The sequence below is a fragment of the Kushneria sp. EE4 genome (assembly GCF_977968315.1).
Genome location: NZ_OZ386212.1, coordinates 1 through 20,175, shown reverse-complemented (window position 1 = coordinate 20,175; position 20,175 = coordinate 1). Strand labels below are relative to the sequence as shown.

Here is a 20,175-nt window from a genome sequence, read left to right as displayed (position 1 = left end):
CATAGGATAAAGGCGGCGCTTAGCCTTCCAGCTCGATGTCGATACCCAGCGAGCGGATTTCCTTGACCAGTACGTTGAAGGATTCAGGCATACCCGCCTGCATGCTGTGATCACCGTCGACGATGCTCTTGTACATTTTGGTACGACCTTCCACATCGTCGGACTTGACCGTCAGCATCTCCTGCAGCGTGTAGGCCGCGCCATAGGCTTCGAGTGCCCACACTTCCATCTCACCGAAGCGCTGGCCGCCGAACTGGGCCTTGCCGCCCAACGGCTGCTGAGTGACCAGCGAGTACGAACCGGTAGAGCGCGCATGCATCTTGTCATCCACGAGGTGGTTGAGCTTGAGCATGTACATGTAGCCAACCGTCACCGGACGATCAAACTTTTCACCGGTACGACCATCATAAAGCGCCATCTGACCTGAATCCGGCAGATCGGCCAGACGCAGCAAGCCCTTGATCTCCTGCTCATGGGCACCGTCGAACACTGGAGAGGCAATCGGTACGCCACCCGAGAGGTTCTTGGCCAGAGCCATTACTTCCTCATCGGTCAGCTCGTCGATATTCTCCTGACGCCCACCACTGGTGTTGTACACCTGATGCAGGAACTCGCGAATCTCGGTGAGCTGCTGCTCGCGGGCATTTCGCATCATGCGATCGATCTTGACGCCGAGTCCGTGAGCCGCCATACCCAGGTGCGTCTCAAGGATCTGACCGACGTTCATGCGTGATGGAACGCCCAGCGGGTTGAGCACGATATCGACCGGCGTACCTTCATCGTCAAACGGCATGTCTTCAACCGGCATGATGGCCGAGATGACACCCTTGTTACCGTGACGGCCGGCCATCTTGTCGCCGGGCTGGATACGACGCCTGACGGCCAGATAGACCTTGACGATTTTCAGTACGCCCGGCGCCAGATCATCGCCCTGAGTAAGCTTGCGCTTTTTGTCCTCAAAACGCTCCTCCATCTCCTTGCGACGGGTTTCCAGCTGCTCGTCAGCCTGATGCAGCAGCTCGTTGAGCGCTTCATCCTGCATGCGAAGCTTCGACCACTGTGAACGCGGCAGCTCTTCAAGGTACTCATCGGTGACCACGTCACCCTTGGTGAGTCTCGGGCCACCGTTGACCGGCTGGCCGGACAGCGTGCGCTGCAGACGCTCGAAGGTCGCATTTTCGGCGATACGATAGGTTTCCTGCAGATCCTTGCGCACTTCGTCGAGCTGCTGCTGCTCGATGGAAAGTGCACGTGCATCCTTGTCGACCCCGTCGCGGGTAAAGACCTGAACGTCGATGACCGTGCCACGCATACCGGTTGAAGCGCGCAGCGACGTATCCTTTACGTCGCTGGCCTTCTCACCAAAGATGGCACGCAGCAGCTTCTCTTCCGGCGTCAGTTGGGTTTCGCCCTTGGGTGTGACCTTGCCGACCAGAATATCGCCCGGGTTGATCTCGGCACCGATGTAGACCACGCCGGATTCATCCAGCTTGCCCAGTGCCGCTTCGCCCACGTTGGGAATATCCGATGTAATCTCTTCGGCGCCCAGCTTGGTGTCACGCGATACGCAGGTCAGTTCCTGAATGTGGATCGTGGTGAAACGATCCTCTTCAACCACGCGCTCCGAAATCAACATGGAGTCTTCGAAGTTGTAGCCGTTCCAGGGCATGAAGGCGATACGGATGTTCTGGCCCAGTGCCAGATCGCCGGTATCCACCGACGGACCGTCAGCCAGAATGTCACCGATGGCAATTTTGTCACCCTGACGCACGATCGGACGCTGGTTCTGACAGGTATTCTGGTTGGAGCGAACGTATTTGGTCAGGTTGTAGATATCAACACCGGCTTCACCGCCGATGATCTCATCTTCATTAACCCGAATAACGATGCGCTTGGCATCCACCGAATCAACCAGACCGCCACGTCGTGCCACGGCGCAGACACCAGAGTCACGTGCCACGAAACGTTCCATGCCTGTTCCGACCAGCGGCTTGTCCGCCTTCAGGGTCGGTACGGCCTGACGCTGCATGTTCGAACCCATCAATGCACGGTTGGCATCGTCGTGCTCAAGGAACGGAATCAGGGCAGCGGCAACCGAGACAACCTGGCGCGGCGACACATCCATCAGCGTCACCTTGTCGGGCGCCATGAAGGTGGTCTCACCACGGTGACGGACCTGAACCAGATCATCGATCAGCTGACCGTTTTCATCGACCGTGGCGGATGCCTGGGCAATGATGAAATCACCCTCCTCGATCGCCGACAGATGCACGACATCATCGGTCACCTGGCGATTTTCCACCTTGCGGTAGGGCGTCTCGAGGAAGCCATAGTGATTGGTATGGCTGTAGGTGGCCAGCGAGTTGATCAGACCAATGTTCGGACCTTCAGGAGTCTCGATCGGGCACAGACGACCATAGTGCGTGGCGTGTACGTCACGCACTTCAAAGCCTGCACGCTCACGCGTCAGACCGCCCGGCCCGAGTGCGGACACACGACGTTTGTGCGTGACCTCGGACAGCGGATTGTTCTGGTCCATGAACTGGGAAAGCTGCGAAGAACCGAAGAATTCCTTGACCGCTGCCGCTACCGGCTTGGCGTTGATCAGGTCCTGCGGCATCAGGCCTTCACTTTCGGCCATGGACAGACGTTCCTTGACCGCGCGCTCGACACGCACCAGGCCAACACGGAACTGGTTTTCGGCCATTTCGCCGACACTTCGGATACGACGGTTACCCAGGTGGTCGATGTCGTCGACATCGCCAAAACCGTTGCGAATATTGATGAGCTCTCTGAGCACGTCAATGATATCGCTATGGGTCAGAACCCCCGGACCTTCGTCGTTGTCACGACGCAGGCGACGGTTGAACTTCATGCGGCCCACACCGGACAGGTCGTAGCGGTCTTCGCTGAAAAACAGATTGTTGAACAGCGATTCAGCCGCTTCCTTGGTCGGCGGCTCGCCCGGACGCATCATGCGATAGATCTCGACCAGCGCTTCGAGCTGTGAACCGGTGGGATCAACACGCAGAGTGTCGGAAATGAAAGAGCCGGTATCGAGGTCGTTGGTATAGAGCGTCTCGATGGTGGTAATGCCGGCCTGACCGATCTTTTCGAGCATCTCGAGTGTCAGCTCGGTATTGCAGGCAACCAGCAGCTCACCGGTATTGGGATCGACCTGATCCTTGGCCAGTGTCTTGCCAAGGAGATACTCCATCGGAACGTCAAGGCGCTCGATGCCTGCCTTTTCAAGCTGACGGATGTGCTTCTGGGTGATACGACGCCCTTCTTCAACAATGACATTGCCGTCATTGTCAGAGATATCAAAGCTTGCCGTATCACCACGCAGGCGCGAAGGCACCAGCTGCACGGAGAATCCGTTTCTTTCGACGTGATAAACATCAGTGTCGAAGAAATAGCCGAGAATATCCTCGGCGCTATAGCCCAGCGCGCGCATAAGCACGGTGGCAGGCAGCTTGCGGCGACGGTCGATACGCACAAAGACGTTATCGCGCGGATCAAACTCGAAATCCAGCCAGGAACCGCGATAGGGAATCACACGGGCTGAATACAGCAGCTTGCCCGAAGAATGACTCTTGCCCTTGTCGTGGTCAAAGAACACACCCGGGCTGCGGTGGAGCTGAGAAACAATAACGCGCTCGGTACCGTTGACAACAAAGGTACCGTTTTCGGTCATCAGGGGGATTTCCCCCATGTAGACTTCCTGCTCCTTGATATCCTTGATCGCCTTGTTCGAAGACTCGCGATCATAGATGATCAGACGTACCTTGACGCGCAGGGGCGCTGAATAGGTCACACCTCGCAGCTGACACTCCTTGACATCAAAGGCAGGAGTGCCGAAGCGATAACTGACGTACTCGAGTGCCGCGTTACCCGAAAAGCTTTCGATCGGGAACACGGACTTGAAGGCGGCATGCAGACCAATATCATGGCGACCTTCAGGGGCACGATCCTGCTGCAGGAAGTCATAATAGGAATCAAGCTGGATGGCCAGCAGGTAAGGCACATCCATTACTTGGGGCAGTTTGCCGAAATCCTTGCGGATGCGTTTTTTCTCAGTGTATGAGTAAGCCATCTGTAATCCCCAGCTTGTTCACCATGAGTGACTGGCGTGATCGGTACACCAGCGGATTGGCTCCATCAGGCGCCAACGGCAAGCTTCCCGAAGGAGAGCTCGCCGCTTGAAGTTTTCCGGATCGCCTTAGCGTACTAGCGGCTTGTCTATAAGCACGCTAAGCCCATCCGGCAACAGAAAAAGGCCGGCGGCGGTCAGCTCATCTGACCGCCACCAGCCGTCATGCTATAACGCTTTCATGCGGAACACTGATTACTTGAGTTCCACGGAAGCGCCAGCTTCTTCCAGCTTCTTCTTGGCTTCTTCGCCATCTTCCTTGGACATGCCTTCTTTCAGGGTTGCCGGAGCACCGTCGACGGCGCCCTTGGCTTCCTTGAGACCAAGGCCGGTGATTTCGCGAACCACCTTGATGACGTTGACCTTCTTGTCGCCAGCGGCTGTTAGAACCAGGTCGAACTCGGTCTGTTCTTCAACGGCTTCAGCTTCGCCGCCGCCACCGGGACCTGCGACAACAGCAGCAGCAGCGCTGACGCCAAACTTCTCTTCCATCGACTCGATAAGGTCGACAACTTCCATGACAGACATTTCAGCAACAGCGTTGATGATGTCTTCTTTGCTCAGTGCCATGATTGCATTCCTGTACTTTGCGGGGCAAATGACTGCCCGATGAAATTTGCCTGAATGATACGCCGATCAGGCTGCTTCTTCTTCGCCCTGCTTCTGATCGCGCAGCGCTGCGAGCGTGCGTACCAGTTTGCCGGCGGAAGCTTCCTTCATGACGGACATCAGCTTGGCGATAGCTTCGTCGTAGGTCGGCAGGCTTGCCAGACGATCGATATCACTCGCCTCGATCAGCTCACCCTCGTAGGCCAGCGCCTTGACTTCAAACTTGGGCTGTTCGCGAGCGAAATCCCTGAGCAGACGCGCGCCGGCGCCTGGATGCTCAAGAGAAAACGCCAGCAGAGACGGACCAACAAAAGTCTCGTTCAGGCACTCCCATGAAGTGCCCTGCAGGGCGCGACGGGCCAGCGTGTTACGCACAACGCGCAGCTGGACACCGTTATCTCGGGCCTTTTTACGCAGCGCCGTCATGGCGCCCACGTCAACACCGCGAGAGTCGGCTACGACAACGGAGAGCGCCTGTCCGGCAGTTTCGCTGACCTCAGCGACAATTGCCTTCTTGTCTTCAAGACCCAGGGGCATATTTTCACTCCTCGTGCCGGCCATCCGGGAGGATGACCATCGTGGTTACCATCTACTGATGACATACAGCAGAGTGGATGATGGCGTGTTGCCGGCTGGCAACAGGCGCCATCTGCGCAGGCCATTCACACAAGGCAAACGATTAAGCCGCCCCGACGGAGCGACACCTGCGGTCTTTGACGGCGCCCCGTTCCACCACGGGCACGGGGACCGCAAAGCAATCGGTAAAATCGATCAGTTCATGTAGGAATGATCGACGGTCACACCGGGACCCATGGTCGTGGACAGGGAAATCTTTTTGAGATAGACCCCTTTGGAAGTACTGGGCTTGAGCTTTTTCAGATCGTTGACCAGTGCCTCCAGATTGCCACGCAGGGCTTCGGGCGTGAAATCAACCTTGCCAATACCAGCATGGATAATGCCGTTTTTGTCGGTACGGAAACGTACCTGACCGGCCTTGGCATTCTTGACGGCAGTCGCCACGTCAGGAGTTACCGTACCCACCTTGGGGTTGGGCATCAGGCCGCGCGGGCCCAGAATCTGACCCAGCTGACCGACAACGCGCATGGCGTCCGGTGCTGCGATGACAACGTCAAAATCGAGGTTGCCCTTTTTGACTTCGGCGGCCAGATCATCCATGCCAACGATTTCAGCACCGGCTTCGCGCGCTGCATCAGCCGCGGCGCCCTGAGCGAAAACCGCGACACGAACGTCACGACCAGTGCCGTTGGGCAATACGGTAGCACCACGTACCACCTGATCCGATTTACGCGGATCGACACCCAGGTTGACAGCAACTTCTACACTTTCCTTGAATTTCACAGAGGAAATCTCGGACAGCAGTGCAGTGGCTTCATCAACACTGTAAACACGCGAGGCATCAACACGATCGCGAATCAGCTTCATGCGTCTGGAAAGCTTGGCCATGATCAGAGACCCTCCACGTTCAGGCCCATGCTGCGTGCAGTACCAGCAATGGTGCGCAAGGCAGCTTCAAGGTCGGCAGCCGTCAGATCAGGCTCCTTCGTGCGGGCAATCTCTTCGATCTGCTCACGCGTCACCGTACCAACCTTGTTCTTGTTCGGCTCACCGGAACCGGACTTGATGCCTGCAGCCTTTTTGAGCAGCACGGGCGCCGGCGGCGTCTTGGTGATGAACGTAAAGCTGCGGTCGGAATAAACCGTGATAACCACGGGCGTCGGCAGACCGACTTCCATATCCTGGGTTTCTGCGTTGAACGCCTTGCAGAATTCCATGATATTGACGCCGTGCTGACCGAGTGCCGGACCTACCGGCGGACTGGGGTTGGCCTTACCAGCTGCAACCTGCAGCTTGATATAAGCCTGTACTTTCTTGGCCATGATGGACTCCGATTGGGTAATAGCGCCTTGCGGCTCCCCCGACTATCGATGCAGCGATACTGCACCACCAGCACCCTTCGAACTTAAAGCTTCTCGACCTGCGAGAACTCAAGTTCGACGGGAGTAGAGCGCCCGAAAATCAGAACACTGACCTGCAGACGACTCTTCTCGTAATTGACTTCTTCAACCACGCCATTGAAATCTGCAAAGGGACCATCAGCAACACGGACGGTCTCACCAGCGTCAAACATGGTCTTGGGACGCGGTTTTTCAGTACCATCCTGCACGCGACGCAAAATGGCTTCTGCTTCATTGGGCGTAATGGGAGCGGGCTTTTCGGGCGTCCCGCCGATAAATCCCATTACCCTGGGCGTTTCATTAACCAGATGCCAACTGCGGTCATCCATCGCCATTTCAACAAGCACGTAACCGGGATAAAACTTGCGCTCGCTCTTGCGGCGCTTCCCATCGCGCATTTCAACGACTTCTTCCGTAGGCACCAGTATTTCGCCGAAATGGTCTTCCATTTCGTAAAGCTTCACGCGCTCAGTTAGTGAACGCATGACCTGCTTTTCAAAACCAGAATAGGCGTGGACAACGTACCAGCGCTTAGTCATGCAAGCTCCTAACCAATGAGAGTCGACACCAGCCAACCGAAGAACATATCAATCAGCCAGAGCAACAGGCCCACGATGACAACTGCGCCCAGCACGATAGCGGTCGTTTGAAAGGTTTCCTGGCGGGTCGGCCAGACAACACGCTGAATTTCCTTCTTGGCGTTTCTGGCAAGCGAGGTCAGCTCACGGCCTCGTCCGGTGGTCAGCGCAATGCCCAGTGCGGCAACAACCAGCACAACAACGCCGACCACGCGATAAATCATCGGCTGATCGGCAAAATAGACATTACCTGCTACCGCAACAGCAACAAGCACCACGGCAGCAGCCCACTTGAGCGCATCAAAACGGGTATCCTGCACTTCGGCGGTCTGTTTCATGGGGAAGAAAACTCCTCAGGAGTGCGGCAATCGATTTACACACAAAAGCTGCCAATCTGAGGAAGACTGGCAGGCCAGGAGGGACTCGAACCCCCAACCTGCGGTTTTGGAGACCGCTGCTCTGCCAATTGAGCCACTGGCCTGTAACATCGTCGTCGTGACCACCTTTGCGAGCGGCGTGCACGATATCAAAAAGTCCGACGCAAGACAACCAACACATCGAACTAAAAAGGGCGACCCTTTTGGCTCGCCCTGAATGGAGCTCATGGACGGAATTGAACCGTCGACCTCACCCTTACCAAGGGTGTGCTCTACCCCTGAGCTACATGAGCATAACTCTTTACAACAACTGGAGCGGGCAGCGGGAATCGAACCCGCATCATCAGCTTGGAAGGCTGAGGTTCTACCATTAAACTATGCCCGCTTGCCCAATCTTTCAGCCACCATGTGACTGAAAAAAATCTTGGTGGAGGGAGGAGGATTCGAACCTCCGAAGCTCGCGCGGCAGATTTACAGTCTGCTCCCTTTGGCCACTCGGGAATCCCTCCAACTTGGCGGCAAATTATACCGACCTTTAAAGGCCTGTCAAGCCCTGCCCCTTTCTGCATGCATATCGCACTTTTTGCCGTTATGCGCTGCTTTCTGGAACGCGGCGCATTCTGTCAGAGCAATTGCGCAAACGCAAGTGCCTTGCGCATATCCGTTAAATTCGCTGGTTCAATCACCCGGGGCATACCTGCCAGCACACCCTTTTCTTCGGCAGATGTCACTGGAAAGAGCGCCTCAAGACCTGCATAAACCATGTCCGCCCAATGGGCATGCGGTATACGAAGACCGCGAGATACAAGTCCCGCATCGCCTCCGGTAATCAACAATGGCAGCGCCATGCCGTGGTGGTCGCAGACTTCCATGTAAAGACGGCTGATGGCACTGGTAGCCGACACGAACACACCGTGGTTGACCGCATCTACAGTATTGGTCCCAGGTGATAACGCATGCAGTACGTCCTGCTCCAGATCGATTGCCACCTTGCGGGTACCGAGTTTGAGGCTCTCCTTCATGAGTCTGAGCCCCGGAATAATGTAGCCGCCAATGTGCCGCCCTCCGGGCAGTACGGCATCCATGGTAATGGCACTACCGCAGTCCACAGTGCAGCACCCACCAGTCAGCTGATACCCCGAGATCACCCCAAGCCAGCGATCCACTCCCAGTCGCTCGGGTGACTCATAGCCATTGTGAATACCAAGTGCCTCGGCCGTGGAGTGTGCAATGTAAATGGCATCAACGCGACGCTTCAAGAGCCTGACGGTGTCTTCCAGCACGTCCTGACGCGCTACATTCGATATCCGAATAACGTCGACAGTGTCCAGATCAGGAATATCGGCCCCCGAACGCCATTCGTTGCGCGTCCACATGGCACCCCGAGCGCGGATATCACTGGTCTTTTTATCCTTTAGTCGCCACTTCGACAAGGTGTTGCCAATATCCAGGTCAAGAATCATGAGCGACCACGCAGACTGACTTCGCCACCTGTAAAACGCCTGCATTTACCGTCAATACTGACCACAAGGTTGCCGGTATCATCAACACCCTGTGCAACACCATCATGAACTGTACTGCCCTGATGGATCCGGACTGCCTTGTTTCGATGGACGTGGTAGCCGTTCCAGCGGTCACGCCAGGCAGAAAACCCCGTTTTTTCAAAACACGCCAGCATCTGCATATGTTCCTCGATCATCGCGCTGACCAGCCCATTGCGCGACAATCCGGCTGTCAGATCAGCGAGTGCCGCAACCGGCTGTTCGATACCGGCCTTCCCCTTGTCGGAAAGCCGAATATTGACGCCAACACCGATCACCACCTGGCAGGGTCCGACGGCATCCCCACGAACCTCGACCAATATGCCTCCCAGCTTGAGGGTGCCTGAAGGCGTTAACACCAGCAGGTCATTGGGCCATTTCAGCTGAACATCCACGCCTTGTGCCGACAATAGATCTGCCATGACCACACCGACTGCCAGACTCAAACCTTCCAGCGCCCCTACCCCGCTTTCAAACTGCCAGCCAACGGAGAAGTGAATATTGCCGCCCCATTCACTATAGAAGGAACGCCCACGACGCCCCCTGCCGGCACTTTGCCACTCCGCCAGACAGACTTCACCATGTCCGGCACCCTGTGCAAAGCGCTCCAGCAGATAGGTGTTGGTGGAATTCACCGCATCTTCCACAAAAAGATGTTTGAGGTGCTGACGTGCACAGCGTGACAGGCCTGCCACGATGTCGGCACCACGAAACGGCTCGGGCGGGTCGAGAAGACGATAGCCACACCCTCTGGTGGTTTCGACAGAAAGCCCTAGTCCTTCAAGCTTTCGCAGCTGTTTCCACACCGCGGTCCGTGACACCCCTACTTCCCTTCCCAGCGCCTCCCCTGAATGGAAGGCACCGTCGCTCATCAGTCTAATCAGATCGCTGACACTCATGGAATTGCATTCATGGCCTGGAACCCTTGTATCCACCTGCATCGCGACGAGCCATGTTCCTGCTTCCCGGCGCAATACACGAAAAACAAAAAGGGTACCCCTTTGGGTACCCTTTGTAATCTCCAAACAGTGCATTTGGTGTCAGTGATAACCCTCGCCGGCACGCACCTTGCCTCGAAAAACGTAATAACTGTAGGCCGTATAGGCGAGCACGATGGGAACCAGTACCACATAGCCGACGATCAAAAATGTCTGACTGGCCCGGGCCGAAGAAGCATCCCACAGCGTAATGTCAGGGGGGATGATCAATGGGAAGAAGCTGATCACAAGACCCGAGAGCCCAAGGAAAAACAGTCCCAGAATCTTGAAGAACAGGCGACGTTCATGGGCGTGAGTAACGTCATTCCAGATACTCCAGGAAAACAGCGCGACCAGAATCGGTACCGGAGCAAACCAGGCGATATTGGGAAAGGTAAACCAGCGTTCGGCAATACGCCCATTTGATAGTGGCGTCCAGACACTGATCACGATCATGGCAGCCACCAGCAACAGCGTCAGAGGACGAGCCAGCTGATAAAAACGCTGTTGGAGGTCACCTTCCGTTTTCATGATCAGCCAGCCGGCACCCAAAAGCGCATAGCCTGCCATCAGTGCCAGTCCGGTAAACAGCGCAAACGGTGAGAACCAGTCAAAGGTGCCGCCCTGGTAAGCGCGCTCCGAGACGGCCAGACCGTTGATAATGCCACCCAGTACCACGCCCTGACTAAAGGTGGCAACCATGGCGCCGCCACTGAAGGCAAGATCAAACCATTTGCGTGAGCGGTTGGACTTGAAACGAAACTCGAAGGCGATGCCGCGAAAGATCAATGCCAGCAGCATCAGAATCAACGGTAGATACATTGCTGGCAGAATGACCGCATACGCCAGAGGGAAGGCGCCATAGAGCCCGGCGCCCCCCAGGATCATCCATGTCTGATTGCCGTCCCATACCGGCGCCACGGTATTCATCATGACATCGCGCTTTTCATCGCCCCGGATGAAAGGAAACAGGATGCCCACCCCAAGACTAAAGCCGTCCATCATGACGTACATGGCGACTGCAAAACCAATCAGCAGATACCAGATGACCGGTAGATCAATTGTCATGCTCATGGCTCCCAATCAATTTTGCTCTTCAAAGCTGCTTTCGGCCGCCGACATGGGCCGCTTGGGCTGACGCTCATGACCAGGCCCCCCGGCGGGCACCATGTTCATCGGTTCGGAGCGGATCAGTTTCAGCATGTAGTAGATTCCGATGCCGAAAATAATGGCATAGACCACCATAAAACCAATCAGCGTTGTCACCATGCTTGCCAGACTGTGCGATGAGACAGCATCTTCGGTTCGCAGCATGCCGTAGACCACCCACGGCTGACGCCCGGCTTCTGTCGTGATCCAGCCGGCCAGAAGCGCAATGAAACCGACCGGCGTCGTGAACAGGGCAATGCGCTGAAACCAGCGAGCCTCGTAAAGCTTCCCCTTCCAGCGTAGAAACAGCCCTACAACACCCATGCCCAGCATCAGCATGCCCAGCCCCACCATAATCCTGAAGCTCCAGAAGACCAGCGGCACATTGGGCCATTCATCACGCGGCCAGTCCTTGAGCCCCTGAATCTGGCCATCAAGGGTATGCGTCAAAATCAGGCTGCTGGCATAGGGCACTTTCAGCTCAAGGCGATTGACCCCTTCGTCCATGTTCGGCAGGGCGAAAAGCACCAGTGGCATGCCCTTCTGTCCGGGTTCGTTCTCCCAGTGCCCCTCCATGGCCGCCACCTTGGCAGGCTGGTGCTCCAGCGTGTTGAGGCCGTGCATGTCGCCGGCGATAATTTGTACCGGCAGCGCGACAAGGATGGCCCACATTGCCATGGAAAACATTTTGCGGGCGGCCAGATCACGGCGATTGCGCAGAAGGTGATAGGCCCCTACCCCACCGACAACGAATCCAACCGAGATGAAAGCTGCCAGCCCCATGTGAACAATGCGATAGGGGAACGACGGATTGAACATGATCTCGAGCCAGTTGGCCGGCTCAAACCGCCCATCGATGACCTCATAGCCGGCAGGTGTTTGCATCCAGCTGTTGGACATCAAAATCCAGGTCATCGAAATCAGGGTGCCCACGGCAACGAGACAGGTTGCCGTAAAGTGCAACCGCTTGCTGACCCGGCCTTCGCCGAACAGCATGATGCCCAAAAAGCCGGCCTCCATGAAAAAGGCCGTGAGCACCTCATAGGTGAGCAGCACTCCGGTGATATCCCCTGCCCTTTCGGCAAAACCGCTCCAGTTGGTGCCGAATTCATAGGCCATTACCACACCAGAGACAACGCCCAGCCCGAAAACGACAGCAAAGATACGCACCCAGAAACGATAGAGATTATGGTAAATTTCATTGCCCGTTTTTAACCACAGCCCTTCCAGCACCATCAGATAGCTGGCAAGTCCGATCGAAAAAGCGGGAAAAAGAATATGAAAGGAAACAGTAAAGGCGAACTGGAAGCGCGCCAGGTCTAAAGCATCAAACCCCAGCATTGGCTTGGCTCTCCTGCCTTGGGTTCTGGACAGTCACGGAATCTATGAAGTTAGAGCATTCACGCAACAAAGTGAAACCCTCGGGACATCATGTCGCATGATGGCGTGCCTGCATCGCAGGAAAGCAAACGGTCGAGAAAACGAAAGAAGCAATGCTGATCGACGACAGCGTCGATACAGCATTGAATTGATTAGACGTGCTGGGGGGCTGTCAGAGCAAACTGCGCCGTTTCAGATCGTGATACCGGTTTTTGATAGTCGATTGCCATGACGGCACTCAAAACGGTGACTACCAGTATCGATATACCAAAAAGCTGGCGAGCCCAGCGGCCGTCATCTTCCTGCCGATAACGGGTAACGGCGATATAGAGCCAGTAAAGCGTTATGGCAGTCATGACCACCAGATAAATGTAGCCGGTATACCCCGTCAACGTCAGCATCATTGCAGCGATGCCGAATGCGACGATATAGCCAACGGTCTGGCGCTTGGCAGAGGCCACGCCTTTTGCAACCGAGAGCACGGGTATGGAAGCAGCCCGGTAATCTTCCAGCCGGAAAATGGCGATCGCATAGGAATGCGGCATCTGCCAGAGACTGAAAATCAGCAGTACCAGCACTGCCCCCAGATCAAACTGGTTGCTGACGGCACAGTAGCCGATGACTGGCGGAGCAGCACCTGACAGACTACCGATCAACGTGCCATGAACCGAGTGCCGCTTTAGCCAGAGGCTATAGGCACCCACGTAAATGGCAAAGCCGAACAGGGCCACCCCTGCAGCCAGCGGATTGGCAACCAGCAGTAAAAGTAAAAAGCCTGCTACACCCAGCAGGCCGGCCATGATCAGCGCAGAGCGAACATCGATCGTGCCTTCGACAAGCGCACGCTTTTGCGTGCGCGCCATGTACTCGTCAATGTCACGATCAATGACATTGTTGAACACACAACCGGAAGCAACGACCAGCGACACCCCAATAGCGGTGGCGAAAAACAACGCCAGGTCGATGCTTCCTTTCGAGGCCAGAAAGAATCCCCCTGTTACCGAGATCAGATTGCCGAAGACAATGCCCGGCTTCGTTAGCAGGAGATATCTTTTAAGCATCGGGACAGACTTCTTACATCCCCACCATCAAATTATGGTTGAGATGGAACATGATCCACACCGACCCCACTACAACGATGCCCACGATCAAAATCGTGAACCATAGCGAGATCATGTTCCAGCGTGGCCCTGATCCTTCATCAAGGTGAAGGAAATACACTACCTGCACCACGATCTGTACGACCGCCATGATCATGATGATCGCCAGGGTGGTCATGGCCGATAACGCACCGGTCATGACAAGCCCGAAGGGAATGACCGTCAGGATGATGGAGAGTATCAGGCCCGTGGTATAGGACTTGATACTGCCATGATCGTGGCTTTCCTTTGATTGATGCTGATTGGACATTAAATGACCCCCATCAGATAGACGATGGTGAATACGCAGATCCAGATGATATGCAGGAAGTGCCAGAACAGGCTCAGACACATCAGCCTTGACCGATTCATGTCAGTCAGGCCCTTGGTTGCAATCTGGATCAACAAAATGATGGCCCAGATGACACCAGAGGTGACGTGCAGACCGTGCGTACCGACCAGCGTAAAGAAAGACGACAGGAAAGCGCTGCGCTGCGGCCCGGCACCTTCAGAGATGAAGTGATGGAACTCGTAGACCTCAAGAGCAACAAACACTGCACCCAGTACCAGTGTCAGAGCCAGCCAGAGCATGGTGCCCTGCTTGTTCCCCTTGTTCATGGCAAGCGTTGCCAGCCCGATCATGAAGCTACTGGCCAACAGTACGAAGGTTTCTACCAGAACAAAGGGCAGCTCAAACAGTTCGTGCGAAGTAGGGCCACCGGCATAGTTCGTGCCCAATACTGCGTAGGTTGCAAAGATCGATGCAAACAGTACGCAGTCACTCATGATATAGATCCAGAAACCAAATACCTTGGTCGCTACCGGATCATGATGCTCATGGTCATGGTGCTCATGCCCGTGGGCATGAGCGTCCTGATTGGTCATTGATTGAGTCGACATGTGTTACGCCTGATTTGACAATTTTTGATAACGCTGACTTTCGATGCGCTCGACTTCAGCCGCAGGAACGTAATAGTCAATATCGTCATTGAAGGTACGCAGCACCATGGTGACGAAGATACCTACTGCCGAAACGATCGCCAGCCACCAGATATGCCAGATCAGAGCAAAGCCGAAAACAGAAGCAATGATACCGATGAAGAATCCGGCCGAGGTGTTTTTCGGCATGTGGATATCCTGATATTCGGCAGGCTTTTGCTCACTGATACCCTTTTCCTTCATGTGCCAGAAAGCATCACGCTCTTCAACAACGGGCGTATGCGCGAAGTTGTAGAAAGGTGCCGGTGAAGGAATGGACCATTCCAGCGTACGACCGCCCCACGGGTCGCCAGTCTCGTCAATATTCTTGTGACGATTCTTGATGCTGACCACCACCTGCAGAAGCTGACAGGCAATACCGCAGGCGATGATAAGGGCGCCAATGGCAGCCACGATCAGCGGGAAATGCCAGTCCGGGTTGTCGTAGCTGTTCAGACGACGGGTCATGCCCATGAATCCGAGAGCGTACAGCGGCATGAAAGCCACAAAGAATCCCACGATCCAGCACCAGGCAGACGCCTTGCCAAGCCTTTCATCAAGCTTGAATCCAAACACCTTCGGGAACCAGTAGGTGAAACCTGCCAGATAACCGAACACGACACCGCCGATAATGACGTTATGGAAGTGGGCGATCAAAAACAGGCTGTTGTGCAGTACATAGTCAGCACCCGGTACAGCCAGCAGTACTCCGGTCATGCCGCCGATGGTAAAGGTAATGAGAAAGCCCAGCGTCCAGGCCATCGGCACGGTGAACTGCACTCGCCCTTCGTACATGGTGAACAGCCAGTTGAAGATTTTGACCCCGGTCGGGATCGCAATGATCATCGTGGCGATACCAAAGAAGGAGTTTACGTTGGCGCCGGCGCCCATGGTGAAGAAGTGGTGCAGCCAGACAATGAACGACAGCACTGTAATGGCAATCGTGGCGTAAACCATGGAGGTATAGCCAAACAGACGCTTCTTGCAGTAGGTCGCCACAACCTCGGCAAAGATACCAAAGGCAGGTAGTACCAGAATATAAACCTCGGGATGTCCCCAGGCCCAGATGAGGTTGACATACATCATCTGGTTGCCACCCATGTCATTGGTAAAGAAATGGGTACCAAGGTAACGATCAAGCGTCAGCAATGCGATGGTGACCGTCAGGATGGGGAAAGCCGTAATGATCAGCACATTGGTGCACAGTGCCGTCCAGGTGAACATCGGCATCTTCATCAGAGTCATGCCCGGGGCACGCATCTTCAGAATGGTGACGAAGAAGTTCACACCGGTCAGCAGCGTACCGATACCTGATATCTGTAGACTCCATATCCAGTAATCCACGCCGACGCCCGGACTGTACTGAATATCGGATAGCGGCGGATAGGCCAGCCAGCCCGTTGCTGCAAACTCGCCAACACCCAGCGACACGTTGACCAGAATGACGCCGGCCATCGTCAGCCAGAAGCTCAACGAGTTAAGAAACGGGAAGGCAACATCGCGAGCGCCGATTTGCAGCGGCACGACAATGTTCATCAGACCCACCATGAACGGCATGGCCATAAAGAAGATCATGATCACGCCATGCGCGGTAAAGATCTGGTCATAGTGTTCGGGTGGCAGATAACCTTCTGCCCCGCCTGAAGCGATGGCCTGTTGCGAGCGCATCATAATGGCGTCGGAAAAGCCGCGTATCAGCATGACAATCGCGACGATGATATACATCACGCCAAGGCGCTTGTGGTCAACGGAAGTAATCCACTCCTTCCAGAGATATCCCCACTTCTTGAAATAGGTAATAGCGGCAGCTATCGCCAACCCCATCAGCGCCGCCACGCCCAGAACCACCATAACAATGGGTTCATGGTAGGGGACGGCTTCAATACTAAGTTTGCCGAACATGTTTACTCCTCAGCCCCATGATGCGAGCTATCGCCCGACGTGATGTAACTGTTGACAATATCGGTGTAAAGGCCAGGAGTAACGGTAGAGAAGTACTCGACCGGGTTGTCTCGGCTGGGCTTGGCCAGCTCATTGAAACTATCCTGCTGCAGGGCTTCCGAAGATTGTCGAACGTCGTCGACCCACTGCTGGAACCCTTCATCCGATGTTGCCAGTGCCTTGAAATGCATACCGCTAAAGCCATGGCCGCTGTAGTTGGCTGACATGCCCGGGTAAGTCCCTTCTTCCGAGGCCAGCAAATGAACGGTATTTTCCATTCCTGCCATGGCATAGATCTGACTGCCAAGCTGGGGAATGAAAAACGAGTTCATGACGCTGTTGGAAGTCACACGAAACTCGACCGGCGTATCGACCGGGAATGCCAGCTCATTGACCGAGGCGATGTCCTGCTCGGGATAAATGAACAGCCATTTCCAGTCCATTGCCATGACCTGAATGACGATGGGCTCCCTGTCGGACTCAGGCACGCGATGCGGATCAAGGGCATGCGTACTGCGCCATGTCAAAATGCTCAGGATGAGAATGATGGCAAGCGGTATTGCCCAGACGACCACTTCAATCTTGTTGGAGTGAGACCAGTTGGGCGAGTACTTGGCATTCTTGATGTAGTTGTAACGCCATGCAAACAGAAGCGTCATGACAATGACGGGGATTACCACGATCATCATCAGAAAAAACGACGTCATGATCAGGTATTTCTGTTCAGCGCCGATCGGCCCCTTGGGATCGAGAAGACTAGATCCCGTACAACCACTGAGCACGAATGCGACAGTAGCAAGCAGTGACACCCTTTTAAGAATGTCTGGATAGTTCCATTTTCTCATCTCACGCTCTCTTGAACGGCCAGCTTGAACACTTCGCTTTTGCCCGGCCAGAGGGGCCGGAAATGCGTGACAGGTACCTGCTCGCTTCCGGTCACGGTCTGACAGCAACGCTCACGGATGGCATCTACCGCGCCAGACAGCCTGACGTTGCAGGAGTGTCTGATGGTTTTATCGTTGGAAGTGACTGTCCTGGACGGATGCTTCCCGCCTGTGACTGCTCCCAGCAGAAAGGTGACGTGTAAAGTCATCTACTGACTGAAAGCGGCAGGCATGACAGCCCTGAATGGCGCTATACGCTGCCACTGCTATTGTTCAGTTTTTCGCCTGTTGACTTCAAGTGCTGTGACAAAAGCTTATTTAGACCCTGGCATTAGAAAGCAGGCATCCAAAAGGTCTTTCTGTAAGTGAGCACTTCGCAATCAGAGCCGATACTGCGCAGTTTTTTGACAGTCGACAGCTGAAAGCGTCAGGCAAAAAGCCTTGAACCCGTGCGACAAAACACCGCGGCATGATACATGGAACCTTCTACCAATTCCATTCGTCACAGAGGGAGCCCCTGTGATCGTTGCTGTGTAATACGCCAGCCCTCAGTATTTCACCTGCAACCCTTCAGGTCACATACAAATTCCCTGCACCCCTGCCGGACCGTTAAAATGATGCGCTGCCTCAAGGTCTTCGGAGAATCATGAAACACATTTCATTGAATGCGGGTGAATACCGTGCAGTTGCGGGCCTTGGCATGCTGTATGCCTTTCGCATGCTGGGGCTTTTCATGGTACTGCCCGTGCTCGCTCTTTATGCCCGGGAACTGGAAGGATCGACCCCCTTTCTTATCGGTATTGCACTTGGCGGCTACGGGCTGGCACAGGCCATTTTTCAAATCCCCTTTGGCGCACTTTCGGACCGTCTGGGGCGCAAGCAGATTATTGCTCTTGGGCTGCTGCTCTTTTTTGCCGGTAGCGTCATGGCAGCACTGTCCACTTCCATTTATGGGGTCATTGCCGGACGTTGTCTGCAGGGCAGCGGCGCCATTGCCGGCGCGCTTATGGCACTACTGGCAGACAAGACGAGAGAGGAAACCAGAACGACGGCCATGGCAGCCATTGGCATGAGTATTGGCCTAGCTTTCGGCCTGGCAATGGCGCTGGGGCCGTTTCTGGCGGAAGTTTTTGGCCTGTCAGGCGTGTTCTGGAGCACCGCGCTGCTGGCGCTTGTCGGCCTTCTTATCCTATGGCGGCTGGTCCCTTCAGCACCAGCCAGACAGCATCGTGATGTTGGCGTGGACCCAGGCCAGTTAAGAAAGATGCTGCTTCAGAGCGAGCTTCTACGCCTGAACTTTTCGATTTTCGCCCTTCATGCCATTTTGACAGGCTGTTTTATTGCCCTGCCTCTCAGGCTCGAAAATCTTGGCATCGACGCCCAGTACCATGGCTGGGTATATCTGCCCGTCATGGCGGCCGGCTTTTTTGCCATGGTGCCGCTGATCATTGCAGCGGAAAAATATCGCCACATGAAAATCGTATTCATGGGTGCTGTAGCCGCGATGACACTGGCACTTTTTGCTCTTGGCGAAGCGGGACAGACAAGATGGTTATTGATTGTGTTGTTGCTGATCTTTTTCACCGGCTTCAACCTTATGGAGGCCATGCTGCCTTCAATGATCAGCAAGCTCTCTCCTGCCGGCGCGAAAGGAACGGCCATGGGCGTGTACTCTACCAGTCAGTTTCTGGGAGCCAGCGTTGGAGGCGGTTTTGGCGGTGCAATTGCCGGTCATTTCGGGATCGATGCTGTCTTCTTGTTTGCTGCGGCACTCGGTGCCTTGTGGTTTCTTGCCATTTTAAACATGAAGGTGCCCAAACATCTTTCCAGTGAAGTTGTTTCCCTCAAGGGCAGAAATATTACGGACAGCAACGAATGCAGCAGGCAGCTTAAAAGCATTGCAGGTATTGAAGATGTGCTGGTTGTCGAAGAGGAAGGCGTGGCTTATTTGAAGGTTGACCGCGACGTTATTGATCGCGATGCGCTGACGCGTTGGCTGCAACTATCACCGTAGTTCGAGCCTGCCTCCGGGCTATAGCTTGTTATAAAAAGGCATCCTGATGGATGCCTTTTTATTGTTCATGATTCCGCCCTGTCACGTACCGATGGTGTCAGTGGCTTATCACCATTGAGGCCCACCTGTATGAAGCATCGGCTAATTATTTCCAGGTAGCGCCTGGATCAGAAGCCAGAGAAGATCTTGTTTGGATGTTTTAGCGCCTGAAATGTACATGCATACGTCATCATGATAATACGTATCGGGCATTCTGGTTCGCCACTTTGCCGCGCCGGGGCTGGCCGACTGGCTGCGCATCTCGATCGGCACCGAGGCGGAGATGGCGGCACTGGTGGCGGCGCTGGCGACCGCGCCCTGAGGGGCCCTGCCCGGCGGTCACGTCAGTGACCGCCGGCAGGCGCCACGCCGGCGCCGGCGAGCGCCCATAAAAGAACCCCGGTCCTGTTAAGGACCGGGGTTCGGAAGGGGTGCCTGAC

At 55.1% G+C, this 20,175-nt stretch carries 17 protein-coding genes and 4 tRNA genes; 1 reads left to right on the top strand and 20 read right to left on the bottom strand.

Annotated features, from left to right (window positions below):
• Nucleotides 1-19: 19 nt before the first annotated feature.
• From rpoB to cyoA, 20 genes are all read right to left on the bottom strand, one after another.
• Nucleotides 20-4,096, bottom strand: a complete 4,077-nt coding sequence (gene rpoB, locus ACXMYO_RS00105) for a DNA-directed RNA polymerase subunit beta (protein ID WP_438765979.1) — start codon at nucleotides 4,094-4,096, stop codon at nucleotides 20-22.
• A 252-nt stretch (nucleotides 4,097-4,348) separates the two neighbouring features.
• The gene (rplL, locus tag ACXMYO_RS00100; RefSeq protein WP_438765978.1) at nucleotides 4,349-4,723 is read right to left on the bottom strand and encodes a 50S ribosomal protein L7/L12; all 375 of its coding nucleotides are present in this window, start codon (nucleotides 4,721-4,723) and stop codon (nucleotides 4,349-4,351) included.
• 66 nt (nucleotides 4,724-4,789) lie between these two features.
• Nucleotides 4,790-5,299: a 50S ribosomal protein L10 gene (rplJ, locus tag ACXMYO_RS00095; protein ID WP_438765977.1), complete on the bottom strand. Its 510-nt coding sequence runs from the start codon at nucleotides 5,297-5,299 to the stop codon at nucleotides 4,790-4,792.
• A gap of 234 nt (nucleotides 5,300-5,533) precedes the next feature.
• Nucleotides 5,534-6,226 (bottom strand): 50S ribosomal protein L1, encoded by a 693-nt coding sequence (gene rplA / locus ACXMYO_RS00090; protein ID WP_438765976.1) that lies wholly within the window; start codon nucleotides 6,224-6,226, stop codon nucleotides 5,534-5,536.
• 2 nt (nucleotides 6,227-6,228) lie between these two features.
• The gene (gene rplK, locus ACXMYO_RS00085) at nucleotides 6,229-6,660 is read right to left on the bottom strand and encodes a 50S ribosomal protein L11 (RefSeq protein WP_438765975.1); all 432 of its coding nucleotides are present in this window, start codon (nucleotides 6,658-6,660) and stop codon (nucleotides 6,229-6,231) included.
• A gap of 83 nt (nucleotides 6,661-6,743) precedes the next feature.
• Nucleotides 6,744-7,277: a transcription termination/antitermination protein NusG gene (nusG, locus tag ACXMYO_RS00080; RefSeq protein WP_438765974.1), complete on the bottom strand. Its 534-nt coding sequence runs from the start codon at nucleotides 7,275-7,277 to the stop codon at nucleotides 6,744-6,746.
• An 8-nt stretch (nucleotides 7,278-7,285) separates the two neighbouring features.
• Complete coding sequence (gene secE / locus ACXMYO_RS00075; protein WP_189517986.1) at nucleotides 7,286-7,654, bottom strand: preprotein translocase subunit SecE; 369 nt, start codon at nucleotides 7,652-7,654, stop codon at nucleotides 7,286-7,288.
• Between the two features lie 67 nt (nucleotides 7,655-7,721).
• Nucleotides 7,722-7,797, bottom strand: a tRNA-Trp gene (locus ACXMYO_RS00070).
• A 114-nt stretch (nucleotides 7,798-7,911) separates the two neighbouring features.
• A tRNA-Thr gene (locus ACXMYO_RS00065) sits at nucleotides 7,912-7,986 on the bottom strand.
• Between the two features lie 18 nt (nucleotides 7,987-8,004).
• Nucleotides 8,005-8,078 (bottom strand) — tRNA-Gly (locus ACXMYO_RS00060).
• Nucleotides 8,079-8,118: 40 nt separating this feature from the next.
• Nucleotides 8,119-8,202: transfer RNA gene (locus ACXMYO_RS00055), tRNA-Tyr, on the bottom strand.
• Nucleotides 8,203-8,316: 114 nt separating this feature from the next.
• On the bottom strand, nucleotides 8,317-9,156 hold the full coding sequence (locus ACXMYO_RS00050) for a type III pantothenate kinase (RefSeq protein ID WP_457807433.1): 840 nt from the start codon (nucleotides 9,154-9,156) through the stop codon (nucleotides 8,317-8,319).
• Nucleotides 9,153-10,133, bottom strand: a complete 981-nt coding sequence (locus ACXMYO_RS00045; RefSeq protein WP_457807432.1) for a biotin--[acetyl-CoA-carboxylase] ligase — start codon at nucleotides 10,131-10,133, stop codon at nucleotides 9,153-9,155. Before ACXMYO_RS00045 ends, ACXMYO_RS00050 begins: the two co-directional genes overlap by 4 nt.
• 141 nt (nucleotides 10,134-10,274) lie before the next feature.
• Nucleotides 10,275-11,279: a cytochrome d ubiquinol oxidase subunit II gene (gene cydB, locus ACXMYO_RS00040; RefSeq protein WP_457807431.1), complete on the bottom strand. Its 1,005-nt coding sequence runs from the start codon at nucleotides 11,277-11,279 to the stop codon at nucleotides 10,275-10,277.
• A 15-nt stretch (nucleotides 11,280-11,294) separates the two neighbouring features.
• The gene (locus ACXMYO_RS00035; protein WP_438765970.1) at nucleotides 11,295-12,701 is read right to left on the bottom strand and encodes a cytochrome ubiquinol oxidase subunit I; all 1,407 of its coding nucleotides are present in this window, start codon (nucleotides 12,699-12,701) and stop codon (nucleotides 11,295-11,297) included.
• A 191-nt stretch (nucleotides 12,702-12,892) separates the two neighbouring features.
• Nucleotides 12,893-13,801 carry a heme o synthase gene (gene cyoE / locus ACXMYO_RS00030; protein ID WP_438765969.1) on the bottom strand — a complete coding sequence of 303 codons (909 nt, stop codon included), beginning with the start codon at nucleotides 13,799-13,801 and terminating at the stop codon, nucleotides 12,893-12,895.
• 13 nt (nucleotides 13,802-13,814) lie between these two features.
• A complete protein-coding gene (gene cyoD / locus ACXMYO_RS00025; protein WP_438765968.1) occupies nucleotides 13,815-14,150 on the bottom strand; it encodes a cytochrome o ubiquinol oxidase subunit IV in 336 nt (111 codons plus the stop codon).
• On the bottom strand, nucleotides 14,150-14,779 hold the full coding sequence (cyoC, locus tag ACXMYO_RS00020) for a cytochrome o ubiquinol oxidase subunit III (RefSeq protein ID WP_438765967.1): 630 nt from the start codon (nucleotides 14,777-14,779) through the stop codon (nucleotides 14,150-14,152). Before cyoC ends, cyoD begins: the two co-directional genes overlap by 1 nt.
• A 3-nt stretch (nucleotides 14,780-14,782) precedes the next feature.
• Complete coding sequence (cyoB, locus tag ACXMYO_RS00015; RefSeq protein ID WP_438765966.1) at nucleotides 14,783-16,759, bottom strand: cytochrome o ubiquinol oxidase subunit I; 1,977 nt, start codon at nucleotides 16,757-16,759, stop codon at nucleotides 14,783-14,785.
• 2 nt (nucleotides 16,760-16,761) lie between these two features.
• The gene (gene cyoA, locus ACXMYO_RS00010) at nucleotides 16,762-17,643 is read right to left on the bottom strand and encodes a ubiquinol oxidase subunit II (protein WP_457807430.1); all 882 of its coding nucleotides are present in this window, start codon (nucleotides 17,641-17,643) and stop codon (nucleotides 16,762-16,764) included.
• Between the two features lie 685 nt (nucleotides 17,644-18,328).
• On the opposite strand from cyoA, the gene ACXMYO_RS00005 reads away from it, so the two are divergent.
• Nucleotides 18,329-19,696 carry an MFS transporter gene (locus ACXMYO_RS00005; RefSeq protein WP_457807429.1) on the top strand — a complete coding sequence of 456 codons (1,368 nt, stop codon included), beginning with the start codon at nucleotides 18,329-18,331 and terminating at the stop codon, nucleotides 19,694-19,696.
• The last annotated feature ends 479 nt before the right edge of the window (nucleotides 19,697-20,175 follow it).